Annotated in this window: 20 protein-coding genes and 1 tRNA gene; 11 read left to right on the top strand and 10 right to left on the bottom strand. The window is 67.9% G+C overall.

The window, feature by feature from the left end; all coding sequences use genetic code 11:
- The first annotated feature begins 142 nt into the window (after positions 1 to 142).
- Positions 143 to 2,968: an MMPL/RND family transporter gene (locus tag G6N45_RS23335; RefSeq protein ID WP_163725366.1), complete on the top strand. Its 2,826-nt coding sequence runs from the start codon at positions 143 to 145 to the stop codon at positions 2,966 to 2,968.
- Here the strand turns inward: G6N45_RS23335 and G6N45_RS23330 are convergent.
- The 3 genes from G6N45_RS23330 to G6N45_RS23320 form a co-directional block, all read right to left on the bottom strand.
- Positions 2,958 to 3,638, bottom strand: a complete 681-nt coding sequence (locus tag G6N45_RS23330; protein ID WP_163725364.1) for an HAD family hydrolase — start codon at positions 3,636 to 3,638, stop codon at positions 2,958 to 2,960. The genes G6N45_RS23335 and G6N45_RS23330 overlap by 11 nt on opposite strands.
- Positions 3,639 to 3,646: 8 nt before the next feature.
- A complete protein-coding gene (locus G6N45_RS23325; protein ID WP_163725360.1) occupies positions 3,647 to 4,039 on the bottom strand; it encodes a hypothetical protein in 393 nt (130 codons plus the stop codon).
- Between the two features lie 71 nt (positions 4,040 to 4,110).
- Entirely contained in the window at positions 4,111 to 5,178 is a 1,068-nt protein-coding gene (locus tag G6N45_RS23320; protein WP_163725357.1) for a hypothetical protein, read from the bottom strand.
- Positions 5,179 to 5,403: 225 nt separating this feature from the next.
- Here G6N45_RS23320 and G6N45_RS23315 point away from each other — a divergent pair, with 225 nt between their 5' ends.
- The gene (locus tag G6N45_RS23315) at positions 5,404 to 6,348 is read left to right on the top strand and encodes a DUF808 domain-containing protein (RefSeq protein WP_163725354.1); all 945 of its coding nucleotides are present in this window, start codon (positions 5,404 to 5,406) and stop codon (positions 6,346 to 6,348) included.
- A 7-nt stretch (positions 6,349 to 6,355) separates the two neighbouring features.
- On the opposite strand, the gene G6N45_RS23310 is transcribed toward G6N45_RS23315, so the two are convergent.
- The 5 genes from G6N45_RS23310 to crcB (G6N45_RS23290) form a co-directional block, all read right to left on the bottom strand.
- Positions 6,356 to 8,134: a hypothetical protein gene (locus G6N45_RS23310; RefSeq protein WP_246228773.1), complete on the bottom strand. Its 1,779-nt coding sequence runs from the start codon at positions 8,132 to 8,134 to the stop codon at positions 6,356 to 6,358.
- 115 nt (positions 8,135 to 8,249) lie between these two features.
- Positions 8,250 to 8,438 carry a hypothetical protein gene (locus tag G6N45_RS23305; protein ID WP_163728945.1) on the bottom strand — a complete coding sequence of 63 codons (189 nt, stop codon included), beginning with the start codon at positions 8,436 to 8,438 and terminating at the stop codon, positions 8,250 to 8,252.
- A gap of 166 nt (positions 8,439 to 8,604) precedes the next feature.
- Positions 8,605 to 9,645 (bottom strand): putative PII-like signaling protein, encoded by a 1,041-nt coding sequence (locus G6N45_RS23300; protein WP_163725348.1) that lies wholly within the window; start codon positions 9,643 to 9,645, stop codon positions 8,605 to 8,607.
- On the bottom strand, positions 9,642 to 10,010 hold the full coding sequence (gene crcB, locus G6N45_RS23295) for a fluoride efflux transporter CrcB (RefSeq protein ID WP_163725345.1): 369 nt from the start codon (positions 10,008 to 10,010) through the stop codon (positions 9,642 to 9,644). The genes G6N45_RS23300 and crcB (G6N45_RS23295) overlap by 4 nt, the downstream gene beginning before the upstream one ends.
- A complete protein-coding gene (gene crcB / locus G6N45_RS23290) occupies positions 10,007 to 10,402 on the bottom strand; it encodes a fluoride efflux transporter CrcB (protein WP_163725343.1) in 396 nt (131 codons plus the stop codon). Before crcB (G6N45_RS23290) ends, crcB (G6N45_RS23295) begins: the two co-directional genes overlap by 4 nt.
- A gap of 71 nt (positions 10,403 to 10,473) precedes the next feature.
- On the opposite strand from crcB (G6N45_RS23290), the gene pgm reads away from it, so the two are divergent.
- The 9 genes from pgm (at position 10,474) to G6N45_RS23245 (ending at position 19,373) form a co-directional block, all read left to right on the top strand.
- Entirely contained in the window at positions 10,474 to 12,108 is a 1,635-nt protein-coding gene (pgm, locus tag G6N45_RS23285; protein ID WP_163725340.1) for a phosphoglucomutase (alpha-D-glucose-1,6-bisphosphate-dependent), read from the top strand.
- The gene (locus tag G6N45_RS23280; RefSeq protein ID WP_163725338.1) at positions 12,105 to 13,373 is read left to right on the top strand and encodes an MFS transporter; all 1,269 of its coding nucleotides are present in this window, start codon (positions 12,105 to 12,107) and stop codon (positions 13,371 to 13,373) included. Before pgm ends, G6N45_RS23280 begins: the two co-directional genes overlap by 4 nt.
- 55 nt (positions 13,374 to 13,428) lie before the next feature.
- A tRNA-Ala gene (locus tag G6N45_RS23275) sits at positions 13,429 to 13,501 on the top strand.
- Positions 13,502 to 13,588: 87 nt separating this feature from the next.
- Complete coding sequence (locus tag G6N45_RS23270) at positions 13,589 to 13,846, top strand: DUF3297 family protein (protein ID WP_163725335.1); 258 nt, start codon at positions 13,589 to 13,591, stop codon at positions 13,844 to 13,846.
- Positions 13,847 to 13,921: 75 nt separating this feature from the next.
- Positions 13,922 to 15,046, top strand: coding sequence for an LLM class flavin-dependent oxidoreductase (locus G6N45_RS23265; protein ID WP_163725332.1), 1,125 nt, complete (start codon positions 13,922 to 13,924; stop codon positions 15,044 to 15,046).
- On the top strand, positions 15,043 to 16,194 hold the full coding sequence (locus G6N45_RS23260; RefSeq protein ID WP_163725329.1) for a sulfotransferase family protein: 1,152 nt from the start codon (positions 15,043 to 15,045) through the stop codon (positions 16,192 to 16,194). Before G6N45_RS23265 ends, G6N45_RS23260 begins: the two co-directional genes overlap by 4 nt.
- Complete coding sequence (locus G6N45_RS23255; protein WP_163725326.1) at positions 16,194 to 17,438, top strand: DUF1214 domain-containing protein; 1,245 nt, start codon at positions 16,194 to 16,196, stop codon at positions 17,436 to 17,438. Before G6N45_RS23260 ends, G6N45_RS23255 begins: the two co-directional genes overlap by 1 nt.
- Position 17,439: 1 nt before the next feature.
- Entirely contained in the window at positions 17,440 to 17,946 is a 507-nt protein-coding gene (locus tag G6N45_RS23250) for a VOC family protein (RefSeq protein WP_163725324.1), read from the top strand.
- Positions 17,943 to 19,373, top strand: a complete 1,431-nt coding sequence (locus G6N45_RS23245; RefSeq protein ID WP_163725321.1) for a carboxylesterase/lipase family protein — start codon at positions 17,943 to 17,945, stop codon at positions 19,371 to 19,373. The genes G6N45_RS23250 and G6N45_RS23245 overlap by 4 nt, the downstream gene beginning before the upstream one ends.
- Positions 19,374 to 19,641: 268 nt before the next feature.
- Here the strand turns inward: G6N45_RS23245 and glgC are convergent, their stop codons facing one another.
- Together glgC and G6N45_RS23235 are read right to left on the bottom strand one after the other, a co-directional pair.
- Positions 19,642 to 20,895, bottom strand: a complete 1,254-nt coding sequence (gene glgC / locus G6N45_RS23240; RefSeq protein ID WP_163725307.1) for a glucose-1-phosphate adenylyltransferase — start codon at positions 20,893 to 20,895, stop codon at positions 19,642 to 19,644.
- Positions 20,896 to 21,202: 307 nt separating this feature from the next.
- Positions 21,203 to 21,391, bottom strand: a complete 189-nt coding sequence (locus tag G6N45_RS23235) for a hypothetical protein (RefSeq protein ID WP_163725304.1) — start codon at positions 21,389 to 21,391, stop codon at positions 21,203 to 21,205.
- Positions 21,392 to 21,484: the final 93 nt, after the last annotated feature.

The following is a 21,484-nucleotide window of genomic DNA, read 5'->3' as shown; positions in this document are numbered from 1 at the left end:
CGCTGTCAACGGTATCGTCTGCCTCGATTGACAGCAGATGCTTTGATTAGCTAGTTGTATGACACTCGACGCGCGGAGCAGTACGCGAGCGGCTCCCGTGTGAGCCCGCAATGGGCCCTGTCAGGCCTGATGGGGGCACTTTATGACGGGAAATGAGCGCACGGGGGTTGCGCGGATAGTCCGCGTCCTCGCTGTGCCCATCCTGCTCGGCTGGCTGCTGCTGACCATCGCCACCAACGTCTTCGTCCCGTCGCTGGAGAAGGTCGGTGAGGATCGCACCGTCGGTCTCGCCGCCAAGGACGGGCCCGCCTACGTCTCGATGAAACAGATCGGGGCGAATTTCGAGGAGTTCGACTCCGACAGCACTGCCATGATCGTGCTCGAGGGGGATCAGCCACTCGGCGACGAGGCCCACCGGTTCTACGACACGCTGGTCGACAAACTCGAGGCCGACACCACCCACATCCAGCACGTCGCCGATTTCTGGAGTGATCCGCTGACCGCGTCCGGCGCCCAGAGCGCCGACGGCAAGGCCGCCTACGTGCAGATCTATCTGCACGGCAACCAGGGTGAGCCGCTGGCCAACGAGTCGGTCGCGGCGGTGCGCGAGATCATCGACACCACACCGCCCCCGGCCGGGATGACGACCTACGTCACCGGCCCGGCACCGCTGATCGCCGACCAGCACCACGCCGGTGACAAGAGCATCTTCCGCGTCACACTCATCACCATCGGCGTCATCGCGATCATGCTGCTGCTCGTCTACCGGTCGATCGTGACCATGCTGCTGATCCTGTTCATGGTGTTCATCGAACTCGGCGCCGCCCGCGGGATCGTCGCCCTCCTCGCCACGAACGACATCATCGGCCTGTCGACCTTCGCGGTGAACCTCCTCGTCCTGATGGTGATCGCCGCCGGAACCGATTACGCGATCTTCGCGATCGGCCGCTATCAGGAAGCCCTGGGCGCCGGCGAGGACCGGGTGTCGGCGTACTACACGATGTTCCATGGCACAGCGCACGTCATCCTCGGGTCCGGGCTGACGATCGCCGGCGCCATGCTGTGCCTGAGCTTCACCCGGCTGCCGTACTTCCAGTCGCTCGGCGTGCCGTGTGCGGTCGGCACGCTGGTGGCCGTGCTGGCGGCGACGACCCTGGGCCCCGCGATGGTCGTAGTGGCCGGCCGGTTCGGCGCCTTCAAACCCAAGCGGGCGATCAGTTCGCGCGGCTGGCGGCGCATCGGGACGATGGTGGTGCGCTGGCCCGGGCCGGTGCTCGCCGCGACGCTGGCGCTGGCACTGGTCGGCCTGGTGACCCTGCCCGGATACAAGACGAACTACGACGCGAAGAACTACCTGCCCTCCGACATTCCCGCCAACGTCGGGTACGCCGCGGCCGACCGCCACTTCGGCAGCGCGCGGATGAACCCCGACCTGCTGATGGTGCAGAGCGACCACGACCTGCGCAACCCGGCGGACTTCCTCGTCATCGACAAGATCGCGAAGGCCATCTTCAAGGTGCCCGGGGTCGCGCGCGTGCAGACGATCACCCGTCCGGACGGCAAGCCGATCAAGCACAGCACCATCCCGTTCCAGATGAGCATGCAGGGCACGCTCACGCAGCTGAACCAGAAGTATCAGCAGGACCGGATGGCCGACATGCTCGTGCAGGCCGACGAGATGCAGAAAACCGTCGACACGATGCAGAAGATGTACAGCGTCACCCAGCAGATGCGCGACACCACGCACCAGATGGTGCTCAAGACCAAGAACACCGCCGTCGACGTCGCCGAACTGCGGGACCACATCGCCGACTTCGACGACTTCATCCGCCCGCTGCGCAGCTACTTCTACTGGGAGCCGCACTGCTACGACATCCCGGCCTGCTGGGCGATCCGCTCGGTGTTCGACACCCTCGACGGCATCAACACGATGACCGACGACATCGCCAACCTGATTCCCGACCTGGAACGCCTGGACACGCTGATGCCGCAGCTCGTCGAACTGCTGCCCAGCCAGATCGAGACCATGCGGTCGATGAAGTCGATGATGCTGACGATGTACCAGTCGCAGAAGAGCATGCAGGACCAGATGGCGGCCCAGCAGGAGAACTCGTCGGCGATGGGTGACGCCTTCGACGACTCCCGCAACGACGACTCGTTCTATCTGCCGCCGGAAGTGTTCTCCAACAAGGACTTCAAGCGAGGTATCGACCAGTTCATCTCACCGGACGGCGAGTCGGTGCGCTTTATCATCAGCCACGAGGGTGACCCGGCGACCATCGAGGGTCTCAGCCGCGTGGATCCCATCAAGACGGCGGCCAAGGAGGCGATCAAGGGCACCCCGCTCGAAGGGGCCAAGGTCTATCTCGCCGGCACCGCCGCCACATACAAGGACATGAAGGACGGCTCGCACTACGACCTGTTGATCGCCGGGATCGCCGCGGTCACGCTGATCTTCTGCATCATGTTGATCATCACCCGCAGCGCGGTGGCCGCGGCGGTGATCGTCGGCACGGTGCTGCTGTCGCTCGGTGCGTCCTTCGGCCTGTCGATCCTGCTGTGGCAGCACCTGATCGGCCTCGAGTTGCACTGGATGGTGCTGCCGATGTCGGTGATCCTGCTGCTGGCGGTCGGTTCGGACTACAACCTGCTGCTGGTGTCCCGGTTCAAAGAGGAGAAAGCGGGCGGCCTGAAGACGGGCATCATCCGCGCCATGGCGGGCACCGGCTCGGTGGTCACGTCGGCCGGCCTGGTCTTCGCCTTCACGATGGCGTCGTTCGCGTTCAGCGACCTGGCGGTGATGGCCCAGGTGGGCACCACGATCGCGCTCGGGCTGCTGTTCGACACGTTGATCGTGCGCTCGTTCATGACGCCGGCGATCGCCGCGATGCTGGGCCGCTGGTTCTGGTGGCCGCAGCGGGTGCAGAGCCTGGCGTCGCAGCGCAGGCTCGCCGGGCTCAGCCGCTAGCCAGCAGCTTCCCGATCGGGGTCGAGTCGAGCTCGGCCAACAGTTCGGCGGCGTTCTCGAACACCGCTGCCGCGCCCGCCTCGGTCAGTTCACCGCGCGACACCCCGCCGCTGAGGACGCCGATCGAGGTGACGTCCGCGCGGCGGGCGGCTTCGCAGTCCCACACCGCGTCGCCGACGAACACGGCGCCGGTCTTGGTCACGCCGGCCCGCTCGAGCGCCACCTCCACGATGTCGGGCTTGGGCTTGGCCGTGTCGACATCCTGGGACGAGGTGACCTCCGACACCACGTCGTCGCAGTCGAGAACCCTGCGCAGCAGCGCCAACTCGTCCTCCGGCGCCGAGGTCGCGAGCACCACCTGCAGCCCCAGCTCGGCGACCCGCCGCAACAGCTCACGGGCGCCGGGCAGGGGAGTGAGCAGGTGCGCGCTCTCCTTGTAGAACGCGCTGTGCCGCTCCTTCAGCTGTTCCCGGCCGTCGTCATCGGCGTCGCCAGCCAGGGTGTGCAGCAGAGTGGTGCCGTCCATGCCGATGCATCGGTGGATCCGCCACGCCTCCACGGGCACGCCTTCGGCGCGGAAGGCCTGTATCCAGGCGTGGACGTGTAGATAGTTGGAGTCCACCAGGGTGCCGTCCACATCGAACAGCACCGCGGGCCGAGCTGACGTCATCGACCGGCTCAGGGGACCGAGACGCAACCGACGCCGGGCAGGCAGCCGCTGCCGCCGCCGGGTCCGCCGCTGCCGGTGGGTCCGCCGGGGATCGCTCCGCCGCCGCCGCCGGGTCCGCCGCTGCCGGTGGGTCCGCCGGGGATCGCACCGCCGCCACCGCCCGGCCCGCCGCTGCCGGTCGGTCCGCCGGGAACCGCGCCTCCGCCGCCGGACGGAGCCGGGCTCGTGCTCATCGACGGCGAAGTGCCGGTCGACGTCGGGGCCGTGGTGGTGGCGCTGGTCTCGGTGGTGCTCGACGTGCTGGTCGATTCGCCACCGTCACCGCCGCCGCAACCCACGGCGAACACGAGCAGGGTCGCACCGCCGAACACGGCGAGAGCGGTCCTCGGATGGGATTTCATGGGCCACCTGACTGTCGAAGGGTGTCCCGCAGGTACCCGAGCGCCGTGTGCCCGAAACGCCGGACGATCCGTCAGGCCGAGGGCGCGGCGGTGTCGTCGCCCCGTGTGGACGGCGCGGCCGAAGGCGACGACGCCCCGGTGTTCTCGTCCGGACGGTCCGCGCCGGTGGCCGGATCGTCGGTCGACGTGCCGGATGCGGTCTCGCTGTCGTCGGTGCCGGGCGGGGGCGGCGCCGACGCGTCGGCATCACCGGACGCGGCGGGCCGGTCCTCGTCGGCGTGGTGTGTCCCGCTCGCGGGTGCGGACGGCCCGTCGTCGTCCGTGGTGGTCCGCGGGGCGGCCGGCTCGGGATCGTCGGCCGGCTCTGTCACGGTCACCGTCGTCGATCCGAGGTCGGGGAGCACGGCCGGGCCTGCCATCGGCGACGGGGCCGGCGCCGAGGAGGTGATGGTGTCGCCGATGCCCTGCAGCGACTGGATCAGGTAGTCGACCGGCCCGGAGATCTGTTCGGAGACAGGCGCTTCCACCACTTTCCCCAGCAGGCCGAAGTACTCGTCGTGCTGTCCGTCGACGCGACCGTTGAGCATTCCGTCGGCGATGCGGCCCGGAACGTTGAGCAGCCCGCTCACGGCGTTGACGAGGTCGAGGTCGGCGAACGCCTTGACCACGTCGGCCATCGCGGCGCCGGCGGCGAGTACGCCGCTGACCACCGGAAGCGCCAACCGGACCAGCATGCTGCTCGCCGTCTCGAACGGTTCCCCGCTGCCCACCACCTTCACCAGACCGGTGACGGGTTGGCTGACCGCGGCGACGACAGCGTGCACGAACGCCCCGGGATCGAGCGCGGCGGCCGCCTCGACGACGTCGGCGAGGGCCTTGTTCTGGTTGTCGGCGATGGCACGCACGACGGGGAGGGGATCGGCCAGATACTCGCGGACAAGATCGTTGGCGTTGGACACCGAGCGCTGCAGCACCTGCGGGTAGTACTCGAACGGGCTGAGCGGTTCATCCACCAGCATGGCCGTGTTCTCTACGCGCACATCGGGTTTCGCAGCGGGCTCGAGCGGGGCCAGGGAGACGGCGCCCACTCCGGCGATCGCCACTGCCGCCGTGAGCCACGGACGGACGGACTTCGGCATGTCGCACCCCCTGCTGGCGATGACGCGTCGCGCTGCCCCCGCATGTGGCGACCGGTGGTCATCTCAGCGCAAACTAGCATGTCCGCAGGTCAGACAACGATCGATTATCGCGTGTCGGGACGTCCGCGACGGCGTGTCGGCCGGGCACCCCGGTGGCCGCGGACCCGAGGTCACGTCCGCCCGGTACCCTTCGGCCATGACCGCAGGTGCGATCAGGGGTGTCCGGTGAGCGCGGGTCTGTTCGCCCTCCTCGACGATGTGGCGGCGCTGGCCAAGCTGGCGGCCGCCTCGGTGGACGACCTGGGCGCGGCCGCGGGCCGGGCGACGGCCAAGGCCGCGGGGGTCGTCATCGACGACACCGCGGTGACCCCGCAGTACGTGCACGGCATCACCGCCGACCGTGAACTGCCGATCATCAAGCGCATCGCCATCGGCTCTCTGCGCAACAAGATCGTCTTCATCCTCCCGGCGGCCCTGCTGCTCAGCCAGTTCGCGCCGTGGTTACTGACCCCGATCCTGATGTTGGGTGCGACCTACCTCTGTTACGAAGGCGCCGAGAAGGTCTTCGGCCGACTCCTCGGGCACCCGGCCCACGACACTCCCGCAGCGGCGGAAGGAGCGGACGCCGAACGCTTCATGGTCACCGGTGCCATCCGCACCGACTTCATCCTGTCGGCCGAGATCATGGTGATCGCGCTCAACGAGGTGGCCGATCAGTCGTTCTGGCCGCGACTGATCATCCTGTTCGTCGTCGCGATCGTGATCACCGCGGCGGTCTACGGGGTGGTCGCGGGCATCGTGAAGATGGACGATGTCGGGCTGAGCCTGACGCAGCGGTCGAACGGACTGGCCAAGAAGATCGGACGCGGCCTGGTGGCCGGGATGCCGAAGTTGCTGAGTTTCCTGTCGGTCGTCGGCACCGCCGCGATGCTGTGGGTGGGCGGCCACATCCTGCTCGTCGGCACCGACACTCTCGGCTGGCACGCCCCCTACGGACTCGTCCACCACGCCGAGGAGTACGTGCACCACGTCGCCGGCGTGGGCGGGGTGCTCGCCTGGCTGGTCAACACCGCTGCATCCGCAGTGATCGGGCTGATCGTCGGCGCGCTGGTGGTCGGCATCGTGTCGGTGTTGCCGTTCGGCAAGAAGAAGTCACACGCCAAGTCGTGAGGATCCGTCACTGCGGGAACGGCGCGAATCGCACGTCGTAGCCGGCTTTCCGGCGCGCGAGTTGAGCGGCCCGGTCCGCCGCGGTGATCACGGCGGTGCCGGGGGGGAGCGCTGTCAGAAGCTGCGAGAGCGGCACGACGAGCGATCGCACGGTCGGTGATTTCGGTGACGCGAGGTCGAGGTCCTGGAAGCGCAGCGACAGGGTGCCGCGGTTCAGTCCTCCGGTCGACACCCAGTTCTCGACGCCGGGATCGGTCGGCGAGATCACGAGCGTGAACGTCCCGTCTTTGTTCGGACACGCCTGCGCGTTGTTGAGGCTCGTCTGCTCGTTGCGGTAGTCGCCGCTGATCGTCCACAGGTCGGTGACGGGCACCGTGAAGTATCCGGCGTTGCCGGGATCGACGGTGACGACGAGTGCCTGGTTGTCGGTGAGGTCGAAGTAGCCGGCACTCTGCAACTGGGTGGCCAGGAACTCGGCGTTGCGCGACGGGTCGCGCAGCACGTTGGGGGCTACGCGTTCGCCGGTCTGCGGATCGGTGGTGGCGACCTTGATGTAGGTGGCCTCGCGGGACAGGCCCAGCGCCATCACCACCGCCGTCAGCGTGCCGCGCAGGAACGGGGGCGGGTTCTTCATCGGCGGGATCACCGACACCAGCGCGGTGAGCAGGCGGCTGTTGCTCACGGTCGGGCCGATCAACGGGATGGCGAAACCGCCAAGCTGTGCGAACAGGCTGTCCCGCGGTCCTGACACCCGCTCGATCGACAGCTCCATCGGCGGCTGAGAGTTCCAATCCGACAACGTGTTCCGCACGGCGATCAGCGTGGAGTCCGCGGTCAGCTGCAGGTGGTCGCCCTCGCCGGGCGCGGCCGGATCGCCGCTGAGCGTGATCGTGAACCTCCCGTCGTCGATCTGCAGATCGCGTGCGCTCAGCACCGCAGAGGTCTTGCCCGACAGGCCGGTCAGCACGCTGAACGTGGTGTCGGCGGGCATGTCGCCGGTGAAGCGGCCGGTGAGTACATACGTCGAGGTCTTGTTCACTGCGGTGAAGCGGTAGATGGTGTCCGGGTTGTCGTAGAGGATGCGGGAGCCCGGGACCTCGGTGCCGTACCAGGTGTGCGGCGGCGCGACCTGCGCGACCACCGTGGGCCGCATCGGATCGAGCAGCTGCTGCTGGAACGCCGCGCCCATCGCATACTCGTTGACCGCCTTGTCGAGGCGGGCGAGGTTCTCGTCGTCGACACCGCCGACACGGTCGTACTCCCGTTCGGCGGTGCGGAGCCAGGCCTTCCGGAGCACCCGCTTCATCACCTTCACCGGCAGCGTCTGGACGGTCTCGGCGGCCACCTGCTCGGCCTGCAGTTGCTGCTCGGTGCCCAGCGGCGACACGCTGCCGGCCGGGTCGATGCCGAGTTCGCGCCGTGCTGCGCCCGCCACGGCCCAGACCGCGGGAGACGGGTCCGGGGTGGCAGGCCGTCGCGGCAAGTCGCCGGCGGTCGTCCTGCTCAGCCGCGCCCGCGGCCGCAACGCTACGTCGGCACGTTCGGAGTCAGTCCCGGCCTGATCCCGGTTCGGGCGGGCCAGCGTGCCTGCGCCTGAGGGACCGTCCTGGTCCGCCGCCCGGGATGTCGACGTCGACGTCGACGTCGCCGTCGCGGCCGTCGAAGTGTCGTCGTCGGCAAGTGCTACGCCGGGATGGTGGGCGATCGCCACGCCGATGCCGAGCGCGACGGCCAGTGCGCCGACCCGCCCGATGACCTGCGCCGGAAGTTGCTGTGTGGTGGCCACGGCGGTGTCCTCTCCGAGCATCGCGGGAGCGAAGCCGACGGAGTCGGCGCGGCGCTCCCCGCGGACACGGTAACGCCGGTCTTTGCCGGCGTGGCGCCGAATGCGGGAAAGGCCGTCAGTCCTCGCTGCTGTCCCGCTCGGCGAGGAAGGCCAGCAGCCGCGCATCACCGCTGGTGAAGCGCGCCGCCTCCTCCCCGCCGTCGCAACGCAGCAGGGCGACCGTCACCGAATCATCCGAGCGGGCGAGCACCCGCCATACCGCGCCGGCATCCTCCCAGCGCTGCAGTTCGGCGACGCGGTCCATCACCCCACCCTGCCACCGTAGGCTGCGGGCGTGCACGCTGGTTCTGCCGTCGCTGCCGCGGCGACGTTCGTGTGGCTGGGCATGGTGCTGGCGATCTCGTTCCTCGAAGCGCCGCTGAAGTTCCGCGCGCCAGGCGAGTACTCGCGTCCGGGCCAGGCCAACCTGGCTACAGGTGGAGGTCGCCCCGCCGGTTCTCATGGTCGACGGCGAGGACCGCCGGCACCGTCTCGCAGAGCACCAACCCGTGCCCGTCGGTGAGTTCGTCGACGATGGCGAAGCAGCGGGAGATCGCCTCTGGAGTGTCGACGACGATCGTGGTGACCGGCACGGAGCGGCCGAGCCGGAACATGCGGTCACCGTGCGGCACGTGGTCACCGTGGAAACCCCACAGGCCGCGCAGCACAGTCGCGCCGCTGACCGCTCGGGAATCACGCAATCTGCGCACGAGTGCGCGGTGAATGGCGATGCCGCGATAGCGGCTGTCCTCGGACGTGACGACGGTGAGCTTCTGGAACGCGGGCATTGCGCCGGTCGTTTGATCCGGTCGTTCGAGTACCCGCCCATCGCGTTTGCACAATTGCGCGCGCTCGAGAGTCAGTAACGGATCATCGAGTGTCTCGACCAGTTCGTCACGGCAGGCCACTGCCTGCGCCGGGGTCCCGATCGCGGCGACCATCGTCGGCACGTCGCCGTTGCGGCTGAAGAAGCGCGCACGCCTGCGTTGGCCCGAGACGGTGCCATCCACCCCCAGCAACGTCGTCGCGCTCGCGAAACCGTGCCGGCGGAAGATCTCGCACGCGGCCTGGTATCCAGCCAGGCGACCGGCCCGCTGCTGGCGACCGAGATACACCGTCAGCTTGACCGTGTGGTCGAGGTCGGGCAGTGCGCCGCTGACAGCGCGTGCCCGTTCCAGAGTGATCAGCCCCCGCCCGGTCAGTGCTACGACCTCGTCGACGACGGCATCGATCACGCCGGGGGCATCGACCGCCGAGACCACCACCGGCAGGTCTTCGGACAGGCTGAGGGATTCGTCGCTGCGCACGATGTTGCGCGGACCGAAGCTGCTGATGCCCCGCAGCATGATGCTCGTCGCCACGCCGCGATCGGCATAGAGGTCGAGCAGGGCGTCGGCGAGGTATCTGCCGTCGGTGCGTTCCCGCTCCGCGAAGTGGACGGTCAGTTTCAGAGTGTCGGTGAGGCCCGTCATGACACGCCGTGCGCAATCCACTGGCCCACCGCCGCTGCGGTGACCCCTGCGAGGACACTGACCACGATGTTGGCCGTCGCGGGAAGGTACTCCCGCTCTTCGGCCAACCGGTGCGTCTCGAACATCCACGTCGAGAAGGTCGTGTAGGCGCCGACGAACCCGGTGCTCACCAGCAGCGCCGTCGGGTGGCTCAGCGTGAGGCCGCTCAGAAATCCCAACAGCGCGGCGCCGGTGAGATTCACCGTCAGAGTGCCGAACGGGGACGGACGGGCGACCCGCTTGGCCACACCGCGGTCGATGACGAAGCGCGCCATTGCCCCAAGGCCGCCCATCACAGCGACGCCGGACCACAGCATCCCGCTCATGCGCGCACCCGGGCGCGCCGCACCAACGCGGTCGCGACATGGACCGCTAAGAGCCCCGCCACGAGGCTGGCCACGGTGTACCCGATCGCCAGGCCGTAGTGGTGGTGCTCGATCATTCGCAACGTCTCCACCTGCATGGTTGAGAACGTGGTCAGGCCGCCGCACAACCCGGTCCCCAGTAGAGGGCGCCGATAGCTCGACAACGGTAGACGTTCCAGAAGACGGGTGGTGAAGTAGCCGAGCAGCAGGGCGCCGACGATGTTGACGGCAAAGGTCGGCCACGGCCATCGGGCCGGATCGGGCGCGGCGAGTTCTGCCACCCCGGCTCTCGCCAGGCTGCCGAGGGCGCCGCCGACGAACACAGCCGCCATCTCGCGGGCGTCGATGGACATGGCGGAAAGTATGCCGACTGATCACGCGTCCAGTGTTCTGCGGGGGCGGCTCACGGGGCAGAATCGAACCCATGGCGGCGAACCCCCGTGCCGGTAAGCCGGCGCAACCCGAAGACCTCATCGACATCGCTTCGGTGGTGACGTCCTACTACACCGTGACGCCCGACCCGGACGACGTCGACCAGCAGGTCGCGTTCGGCACCTCGGGCCACCGCGGATCCAGCCTCGACGCGGCGTTCAACGAAGCGCACATCCTGGCCATAACGCAGGCCATCGTCGAGTACCGGGCTGCGCAGGGCACCACCGGTCCGCTGTTCATCGGCAGGGACACCCATGCCCTCTCCGAACCGGCGTGGGTGTCGGCCGTGGAGGTGCTGGCCGCCAACGACGTCGTCACGATGATCGACTCGGCCGGCCGGTACACCCCGACGCCGGCGGTGAGTCACGCGATCCTGTCGTACAACCGCGGTCGCGACACGGCGCTGGCCGACGGCATCGTCGTGACCCCGTCGCACAACCCCCCGCGCGACGGCGGGTTCAAGTACAACCCGCCCAACGGCGGCCCGGCCGACTCCGACGCGACGACGGTGATCGCCGCGCGGGCCAACGAACTGCTGCGCGACGGCCTGCGCGGGGTCAAGCGCGTCCCGTTGGCGCGTGCGATGAACGGCACCCAGCGTCACGACTATCTGGACGCCTATGTCGCCGACCTGCCCAACGTCGTCGACATCCACGCGATCGCCGCCGAAGGCATCCGCATCGGCGCCGACCCGCTCGGCGGGGCCAGCGTCGACTACTGGGGGGCGATCGCCGAACGGCACAACCTGGATCTCACCGTGGTGAATCCGCTCGTCGACGCGACGTGGCGGTTCATGACGCTCGACACCGACGGCAAGATCCGGATGGACTGCAGCTCGCCGAACGCGATGGCGTCCCTGATCGCCAACCGGGAGTCCTACCAGATCGCGACCGGCAACGACGCCGACTCCGACCGGCACGGCATCGTCACTCCCGATGCGGGGCTGCTCAATCCGAACCACTATCTCGCGGTCGCGATCGAGTACCTGTTCACCCACCGGCCGGAGTGGGCCGCGGAGACGGCGGTCGGCAAGACGGCGGTGAGCTCGTCGATCATCGACCGGGTGGTCGGCGGGTTGGGGCGCAAGCTGCTCGAGGTGCCGGTGGGCTTCAAGTGGTTCGTCGACGGGTTGGTCGGCGGCACAATCGGTTTCGGTGGCGAGGAGAGTGCCGGGGCGTCGTTCCTGCGTCGCGACGGTTCGGTGTGGACCACCGACAAGGACGGCATCATCCTGGCGCTGCTGGCCTCGGAGATTCTCGCGGTGACGGGATCGACGCCGTCGCAGCGGTACGCCGAACTGGCCGACAAGTACGGCGCGCCGACCTATGCCCGCATCGACGCACCCGCCAACCGCGAGCAGAAGGCGCGGCTGGCGAAGCTCTCGCCGGAGCAGGTCAGCGCCACCGAACTGGCGGGCGAGCCGATCACCGCGAAGCTGACCACCGCGCCGGGCAACGGCGCGGCCCTGGGCGGGTTGAAGGTGACGACGGAGAACGCGTGGTTCGCCGCGCGGCCGTCGGGCACCGAGGACGTGTACAAGATCTACGCCGAATCCTTCCGCGGCCCCGAGCATCTCGCCGAGGTGCAGGAAGCTGCCCGGGAAGTGGTGTCGGCGGTCATTTCGTGAGTTCGGTCGCCGACGGCGACTGTCGGGAAGCGACCAAGCCGCGGCTGCCCCGCGAGGTGTGGGTGCTCGTCGCTGCCAACGTGGTGGTGGCGCTGGGCTACGGCGTGGTGGCTCCGGTGCTGCCGCAGTACGCCCGGCACTTCGGAGTAAGCATCAGCGCGGCGACGTTCGTCATCACGGCGTTCGCGGTGATGCGTCTGGTCGGTGCGCCGCCGGCGGGTCTGCTCGTGCAGCGGCTGGGGGAGCGGCGTGTCTACATCAGCGGGCTGCTGATCGTCGCGGTGTCGACCGCGGCCTGCGCCTTTGCCCAAACGTATTGGCAGCTGCTGATTTTCCGGTCTCTCGGCGGGGTCGGCTCGGCGATGTTCACGGTGTCGTCGCTGGGGCTGATGATTCGCATCTCCCCGGCCGATGCGCGAGGCCGGGTTGCGGGACTGTTCTCGTCGGGATTCATGGTCGGCTCGGTCGGCGGGCCGATCCTGGGCAGCCTCACCGCCGGCTTCGGTCTCTCGGCGCCGTTCCTGATCTACGGGGCGGCGCTGCTGGTGGCGGCGACGGTGGTGTTCGTCAGCCTGCGGCATTCCACGGTGGTGGGGAGATCCGACGACGACGTGGACGCGCCCGTGCCGTTCCGTGCGGTCTTTCGGCATCCGGCGTATCGGGCGGCACTGTTGTCGAACTTCGCGACCGGATGGGCGTCGTACGGTCTGCGGATCGCGCTGGTGCCGTTGTTCGTCGTGGAGGTGCTCGGCCGGGGGCCGGGTGCGGCCGGGGTGGCGTTGACGGCGTTCGCCGTGGGCAACATCTCGGTGGTCATCCCGAGCGGATATCTGTCCGACCGACTGGGGCGGCGCAAGTTGTTGATCGCCGGGCTGAGTCTGGCGGCGCTCTCGACGGCCTTGGTCGGCTTCACGACCTCGCTGCCGGTGTTCCTGGCCGCGGCCTACGTCGCGGGCGCGGCGACCGGGGTGTTCGTGTCGCCGCAGCAGGCCGCCGTCGCCGACGTGGTGGGCAGCAAGTCGCGCGGCGGCACGGCGATCGCGACGTTCCAGATGATGGCGGACTTCGGATCGATCGGCGGATCCTTGCTGGTAGGGCTCATCGCGCAGTACACATCGTTCGGATGGGCGTTCCTGGTCAGCGGGGTCATCCTGGGCGTGGCCTGCATCGGCTGGGTGTTCGCGCCGGAAACCCGGCCGCGGGTGGCTCAGGAGCGCACCGAAGCCCGACCGCTGGGTCCGGAAGCCGGAGGTGAATGCCCGTGACCTGCGATTTTGAACGGCCCGGGCTGGTGGTGTAGCTTCGATGAGCACGACATCAGGGGCTATGGCGCAGTTGGTAGCGCACCACACTGGCAGTGTGGGGGTCAGGGGTTCGAATCCCCTTAGCTCCACTTCGAAGAGGTCTGACGACAGCACGATCGCGGGCTCGCGTAGGTTCGAGAAGACCTAGCCCGAGAACACATTCAACGAAAGCCGTCATGTCCGAGGATCAGACCACAGACGTTCCACCGAATCACCTCTCCATCGACCCGCGCAGCCCCTTCTATGACGAAGAGGTGCTCCGCCGCGATGTGGGTGTCCGCTTCAATGGCGTCGAAAAGAACAACGTTCACGAATACGACGTGGACGAGGGTTGGGTGCGGGTCGACGTCCCCACAGCCAAGGATCGCCGCGGAAACCCCATGGTCGTCAAACTCAGTGGCACGGTAGAACCCTATTTCCGCTCATCGGAGTAGCAGCCAGATCCACATGCTGAGCATTCGCTCAGCAATCTCCTGACGTAGCCGCTGTCGGCCGGTAGCTTCCTTGGCATGCCCCTGGAGCTGGCCGCGTTCTTCCGGACGACGCTGCCGCTCGACCTCAGCGGGCTGGACGCCCTGGACGACGGCCGCTACCACTCGCTGTGGATGCCCGATCACCTGGTGAGCTTCTGGCCGGATTCGATCTGGACGCCCGAGTTCACCGATCTCGCGGAGACCTCGCCATCGCCACACCGCTATCTGGACGCGCTCACCCTTGCCGGTGCGGTCGCGGCTCGCACGGCTCGCACCCGGCTCGCCACCAGCGTCATCGACACCGTCCGTCGTCACCCGGTGATGCTGGCCCAGTCCGCCCTGACGCTGAGCCATCTCTCCGGCGGCCGGTTCATCCTCGGGCTCGGTGCCGGCGAGCGCGAGAACCTGGCTCCGTACGGCTTCGACCACCAGGGCACGGTGAGCCGGTTCGCCGAGGCGGTGCGCCTGATCCGGCTGCTGTGGGACGCCGACGGGCCGATCGACTTCGCCGGACGGTACTTCACGCTCGCGCACGCCCGGCTGGACACCGAGCCGCACCCCACCGGCCCGCCACCGATCTGGATCGGCGCCAACGGTGCCCGCATGCTGGCCCTGGTCGGTGAACTCGGCGACGGCTGGTGGCCGACGGGCAGCGCCGGCCCGGAAACCTACGCGAGCCAGCTGGCCCGCATCCGGGCGGCGGCCGAGCAGGCCGGGCGAGACCCGGACGCGATCACGCCGGCGAAGATGGTGGTCTGCCTCATCGGCGAACCCGACGAGCTCAGCGAGATCATGCGGCGCCCGCTGGTGAAGTCGCTGGTGCTGCAGCTGACCGCCGACGCACTGGCAGCCGCCGGTCACCGGCATCCGATGGGGGAGCACTGGCGCGGCATCCAGGACATCGACCCACGCGTGCTGACCCGCGACAGGCTTCTCCGGCTCTTCGAGCAAGTGGACCCGGCCGCGATCCTGTCCGTCGTTCCGCATGGCACTCCCAAACAGGTCGCCGCGCAGATCGCCGACTTCGGTGCGGCCGGTGCCCGGGTCGTGTCGGTGCTCGACTACAGCGGGATGGCCGGTCAGGCATACGCGGCCGAATCCCCGCGCAAGACCCGGGAGGTCGAGGACGCACTGCTGCAGCTCACCGGGAGAGTGTCATGACGAGGCTGGACGCCGACGTCCTCATCGCCGACGCGCGGGAGTCGGCAGGGCACAACGACTTCGGTGACGACACGCTGCCCACGCGCGTCGCGCTGGTCGTCGACAGGCTGAACGGCGCAGAACTCGATGACACGAGTTCGCGGGCAGCCGCACACACGGTCAACGGACTGCTGACGAGCCGGCTGCACTTCATGGCGGACCACGCACGCCTACCGCTTGCGGCAGAACAGATCTCGGCTCCGCTCTTCGCCACCGGCGAGCCCCGGTCGGGCACGACACTGCTGCATGCGCTGCTCGCCGAGGACGGGGATTCACGGGCCTTGCGGTTCTGGGAAGTGATGTATCCCTCGCCGCCGCCCGGTCCGGCCGGTGACGACGATCCGCGCCGGGCGCGGGCTGATGCCGACTGGGGCGATATCCTCCATCGCATTCCGCCGTGGATCGTCAGCCACCCCTACAACGATCTCCTCGGCGACGGACTACCCGAATGTGAACGCACGTGGGCCTTCGACTTCCGTGCCACGAACCCGAGCGCGTGGTGGCGTGTTCCCGTGGTCATCCAGAACTTTCCGCAAGACCATCACGCGCAGTACGTCCTGCACCGCATGATGCTGCAGCACATTCAGTACACCCGATCGCCGAAGCGGTGGGTGCTCAAGGGCTTCCACGGTCGACGCCTGCAAGCGCTCTTCGACACTTACCCCGACGCGCGCATCGTCTGGGTGCATCGCGACCCCGTGCAGGTGCTCGCATCGCAGATCGTGGCCTTCGGGCAGATCAACGAAAGCTTGGCCGGGACGCTGGACTGGGTTCAGTACGCTGAAGCCACGATCGAGGGATCACGTGCCAACTTCCATGCCTACCTCACCGACCCGCTCGTGGACGATCCACGTATCCACCACGTCCGCTATGGCGACTTCGTCGCCGACCCGGTCACCACGATCGGCGGCTTCTACGACTTCGCCGGAGCACCGTTGCCGGCAAACGCCGAGAAGGCGATGCGCGACTACCTCGTCACCCATCGCAGCGACCGGTACGGCAAGGTCACCTACACCACCGAAGTCCTCCCGGTTCCCGTGCAGCACCTGCACGACGAATTCGCCCCTTACCGCGAACGTTTCGGCATCGACATCGAGACGAGGGGCTGATGGCATTCGGTGACAGCGACGAGGACGTGGCGCTGGGCGCGGCATGGCACAAGTTCTGCGACCGGCTCAAGGCGGCAGGGGATCTCGCGTTCAAGGACACCTCGCCGGCGAATGCTCTGCAGCGCGCCGACGCCTTCCGCTACCTGATGCAGAACCTCGGTCAGGCCTACGATCTCGCCCTGGAGACCAAGAACACCCGTTATCCGATGATCCATCCGTTCTGCGGGCCGGCCCGCAAGCTCGGCGGCGACAACGCCGACTTCGTCTATCTGCAGGCGTGGATCGACGGTGCATCGACCTACCGGATCGCGGGCGACCGCGGCACCGCGCGCTTCATCAACTTCACCGTCCAAGGGCCGCGACCCGAGAAGGACGTGTACTACGGCGCCGACCACCCGAACCTGCACGAGCCCTTCGGCGACACCCCCGAGGCGAACCTCACCGGCGACGACCTGGTGACCGAGCCCGATGGGAGCTTCGTCCTCTACATCGGTGGGAAACGGCGCGAGCCGAATTGGCTGCCGACCACTCCGGGCTCGCGGAAGCTGTTCATGCGGCAGGGTTTCGACTCCTGGTCGGAGCGCTCGGCACAGTTCAGCATCGAGCGCATCGACATGCGGGAGCCACGCCCCATGCCGACACCGCAGGATCTGATCGCGTCGATGCAGTGGGCAGGCGATTTCCTCACCGGGGTGATGACCGACTGGCCGGACCGCGAGCTGGAGATCGGCTCGCTCTTCGGCGAGCCCGAGCGCAACGTATTTCCCGGTGCGCGCTTCGCCGGCGCGGCGGAGCAACGCGATGCGCGCCGCGGCCGGCTCATCGTCACGATGCCGTGGCGTCTCGGGCCGGATGACGCGTTGATTCTCGAGTTCGCCGACGACGGGGAGTTCTGGATGCTGACGAACATGGGCGCGTTCTGGAACAGCATGGATTACCTGTACCGGCCGGTCAGCTACACCCCGAGCAGATCGGCGATCGACTCGGACGGCCACGTGCGAATGGTATTGGCACACAACGATCCCGGCGTGCACAACTGGATCGACACCCAACGCTTCAGCGAGGGCTATCTCACCATGCGCGTCATCGGGAGTCGGCAGCTTCCCGAGGTTCGTATCACCGTGGTAGCCGCCGCCGACGTGGACTCGGTGCTGCCGGGCGACACTCGGCGCGCCACCCCCGAGGAGCGGACCGGGCAACTGCACGCACGATTCGACGCCATCCGCCGCAGGTACAGGATCTGACATGGACCCGACATTGGGAACGCTCGCCGCGTCGGCCTTCGACAACGTCTACCACCTGGGCCACCTCGTTCCCGATCTTGTGGGTGCCATGCAGACGCTGGCCGGGGCCATGCAGATCACGTGGTCGCCACCGTTCGAGATGCGCAGCGGATTCACCCGTCCGGACGGATCCGCTGATGACCAGACGGTGCGCATCGCATTCTCGGCGTCGGGTCCGCCGTACCTGGAGCTGATCGAGGTCGTCGCCGCCGCTGACTCGATCTTCGCCGAACCGAGGCTCGGCGGCATGCATCACGTCGGCTACTACGCCCAGCGGTGGCGCGACGACGTCGCGCGGTTGCAGGAGGAGGGCTGGGAGTTGGAGCGCACGGGTGCCGGGGTGGCGTTCCTGCGCGAGCCGGGTAGCGGGCTCCGCGTGGAGGTGGTGAGCTTCAAGGGCCGGGACTTCCTGACGCGGATACTCGACGGTGACATGGCGACGGCGTACCCCCTGACCGAGCGCCCGTGACCGCCGTCGCGCACACCTCGTATGGAACGCTGCGCGGCGACGGGCGCGGGGATGTCGTCGTCTTCCGTGGTGTGCCGTACGCGGCGGCGCCCACCGGTGAGCGCCGTTGGCGCCCAACGCAGCCCGCGCCGAGCTGGGTCGGTGTGCGTGAGGCGGTCGCGTTCGGGCCGATCCCTCCGCAGGACATCTCACCCGAGCGGCTGGCCAAACGCGGGCTGACGATGAGCGAAGACTGCCTGACGCTCAACATCTGGACGCCCGCGGCCGACGACAGCCGGCGACCCGTGCTGGTGTTCCTGCACGGCGGCGGACAGGCGCAGGGGCACGGGTCCGCTCCGCTGCTCGACGGATCGCGACTCGCGAGGCGCGGCGACATCGTGGTGGTGACTGTGAACTTCAGGCTCGGGGTGCTCGGTTCGCTGTACGCACCCGATTGGCATGGGGCCGAGTCCACCAACCTGACCGTGCGCGACCAGAAGTCCGCTCTGCAATGGGTGCGCGAGCAGATCGGCGCTTTCGGCGGTGACCCCGGCGCGATCACGGTGGCGGGGCAATCCTCCGGTGCGATCGCGATAGCGGCGCTGCTCGCCGGCGGGTGCGAGCTATTCGACCGCGCGATCCTGCAGAGCGGTGGCCTGGAGCGGGTTCGCTCGGAAGCGGCTGCGTCGGCCGTGGCCGCACAACTCGGTACCCTGATGCGCGCCGAAGACCCGGACGTCGCGGACATCCTTGCCGCACAACGTGGTATCGACAGCGGATTCGTGCCGCCGCAGGGCCCTTTCCATCCCTGCGTCGACGGCGACGTCATCGCGGAGCACCCTTTGGTGGTCGCGCGGACGCGGCCGATGCCGGCGATCCCTGTACTCGCCGGGACGACGCGCGACGAATGGCGGATCTTCGACGCGCCGCTCGGCGAGGACGTCTTCACCGAACAGTACGTACGAGACAGGGCGCAGGCCCTGGCCGGGGAAACCCACGACGCCGACGTGGTGGTTGCGACGTACCGCGCGGACCGCCAAAGCCTTCGCGATGTCGCCGGCGCGATGGTCACCGACTATCACTTCACCGCGCCGACCGAGCAGTTCGTCCGCGCACACGCAGCGCATGGCAACGCAGTGTTTCGTTATGAATTGCAATGGCCCTCTCCGCGTGCCGAATTGGGCGCTTGTCACGATTCGTGCCTGCCCTTGCTCTTCGGCAACCTCGAGGCTGCACCATCGCTTGCCGGTACCGACGAGGCGGCGCGTCACATGTCGGACGTCGTGCAGGATCTGTGGCTGGAGTTCACCCGTGGGGGAGACCCCTGGGAACGCTACGACCGTGTTGGCGGGTCCACGATGCTGCTCGGTTCCGAGTGCAGGGTCGCGCGCGAGCACCGCGCAGAGCAACTCGCCTTGTGGGAGAGGCGCTATCCCGCCTACGGATAAGCCACTCGCCCGAACCTTCGCAGAGCCGGGGCGGCGGTCAGGCCGCTTGATTGTCGGGCGGTGCAGGTCCACGCGGCTCCGGCCAATGCGGACAGCAAGCGGCTCAACAGGCTCGCCGCCTTGACTCCACGAGAGGGAACGGGCCTTGACAAGGTACAAGGCAGGTTCTTTCGTTAACCGGCAGGGCTTTTGGCTGGACCATCTGTCGTCACGGCATGTGCGCGCATGGCCCGTCGCCACCGCGGTGAACACGGCTCAACCGAGGCGCTCACGGTCCGGACACCTTCTGACCTTTGTGAAGCACGGTGAGACCGTCCTGAACGACGAAGCCGCGGGCCTCGTCGGCCTGTGGGTCGACGCCGATCTCAGCCCCCGCAGGCACCTCAACGTTCTTGTCGATGATCGCATTGCGGACGACCGCTCCCGCGCCGACAGTGACGCCGTTCAGCAGCACCGAACCCGACACTTCCGCCCCGGATCCGACGCGGCACGACGGCGAGAGCACTGATTCGTTGACCGTGCCGCCGGTGATCACTACACCGGGCGAGAGAATCGAGTTGTGCGCGGCGATCGGCGTGCCGGACTCGCCCTCGACCAGCTTGGCCGGGGGCAGGGCGCCGTAGCTGGTGAAGATGGGCCATGCGGAGTTGTACAGGTTGAACTCCGGCAGCGGTGCCACGAGGTCCATGTGGGCGTCGTAGTAGGACTGCATCGTCCCGACGTCGCGCCAGTAGCCGCGGTCACGCGGGAAGGACCCCGGTACGTCGTTGTCCTTGTAGTCGTAGACCGCCGACTCCGAGCGGTCGACGAACCATGGCACGATGTCACCGCCCATGTCGTGGTCGGACGTCTCCGCGGCTGCGTCACGGGTGACGGCGTCGCGTAGCGCGTCGGCGCTGAAGACGTAGTTGCCCATGGAGGCGAGCACCTCGTGCGGTGCATCGGGCAGCCCTTGGGGATCGGTCGGCTTCTCCAGGAAGGCCCGAATCCGTTGGGGCGATTCCGGGTCGATGTCGATTACGCCGAATTGATCGGCCAATTCGATCCGTTGCCGGATGGCGGCCACCGTGCAACCGGCCCCGCTTTCCACATGCTGCTGCACCATTTGAGCGAAGTCCATCCGGTAGACGTGGTCGGCGCCCACCACCACGACGATGTCGGGGTCCTCGTCGTTGAGCAGATTCAGCGACTGGAAGATGGCGTCTGCACTTCCGAGATACCACCGCTTGCCGACCCGTTGCTGGGCCGGCACCGGTGTGACGTAGTTACCCAACAGCGTCGACATCCGCCACGTCGTGGTGACGTGACGGTCGAGGCTGTGGCTCTTGTACTGCGTCAGCACGACCACCTTGAGGTAGCCGGAGTTCACGACGTTGCTCAGGGCGAAGTCGATGAGACGGTAGATGCCGCCGAAGGGCACGGCGGGCTTCGCCCGGTCAGCGGTCAGTGGCATCAGTCGCTTGCCCTCACCACCGGCGAGCACGACGGCGATGACCTTCTTGCGGCTGGGGGTCGCATCCATGATTCCAACCTAGTGTGACTGCTGTCACATAACGAGCGAATGGCCCACGACATCCCGCTCGACGTGGTGGGCGGAGATCACTCATGGGGGCTGAGGGCGGCGCCAGGTGTCCGCGTCCGAAGGCGGCTACCGCGACCGATGCCCCAACAGATCTGAGAACAAGCACAATCGCGCTCTCGTTTCCACCCCTGCGTTCCGGTGCGGCGGGGGTACTGTCGCGGCGCAGACAACGTCTCGGCGTTGAGCGGGTTCTATGTGCCCCGTGACCCCGTGTTCAAAGGCGGGACAGCGCGCCGCGTTGTGCTTTTCATCGCAGATGCGCGGCTCCGCCGCTCGGTGTTTCGGGCTGCTGGATGCGCTCGTCGGACTCGACGCGCGAGCAGTTCAGAACCGTTGTAGCGGGTGGCGTATTCGACGTCCCCGCGAGGAGCGCGATGATGTCGCGATCTTTCAGCATGGCGTGCTTTAAACGGGGAGCCGCGTATAAGAACAGCACGCTGCGATCATGAGTCCACGGTTTGACTCCCGATGCGTTTCCGGCGCAATCATCCATTTCATCCCCGGGTGGGGGCGGTTGCTCCCATCAAGA

It is taken from the genome of Mycolicibacterium psychrotolerans, from assembly GCF_010729305.1.
GTDB lineage: Bacteria > Actinomycetota > Actinomycetes > Mycobacteriales > Mycobacteriaceae > Mycobacterium > Mycobacterium psychrotolerans.
This window is presented reverse-complemented; position numbering and strand designations above follow the sequence as displayed.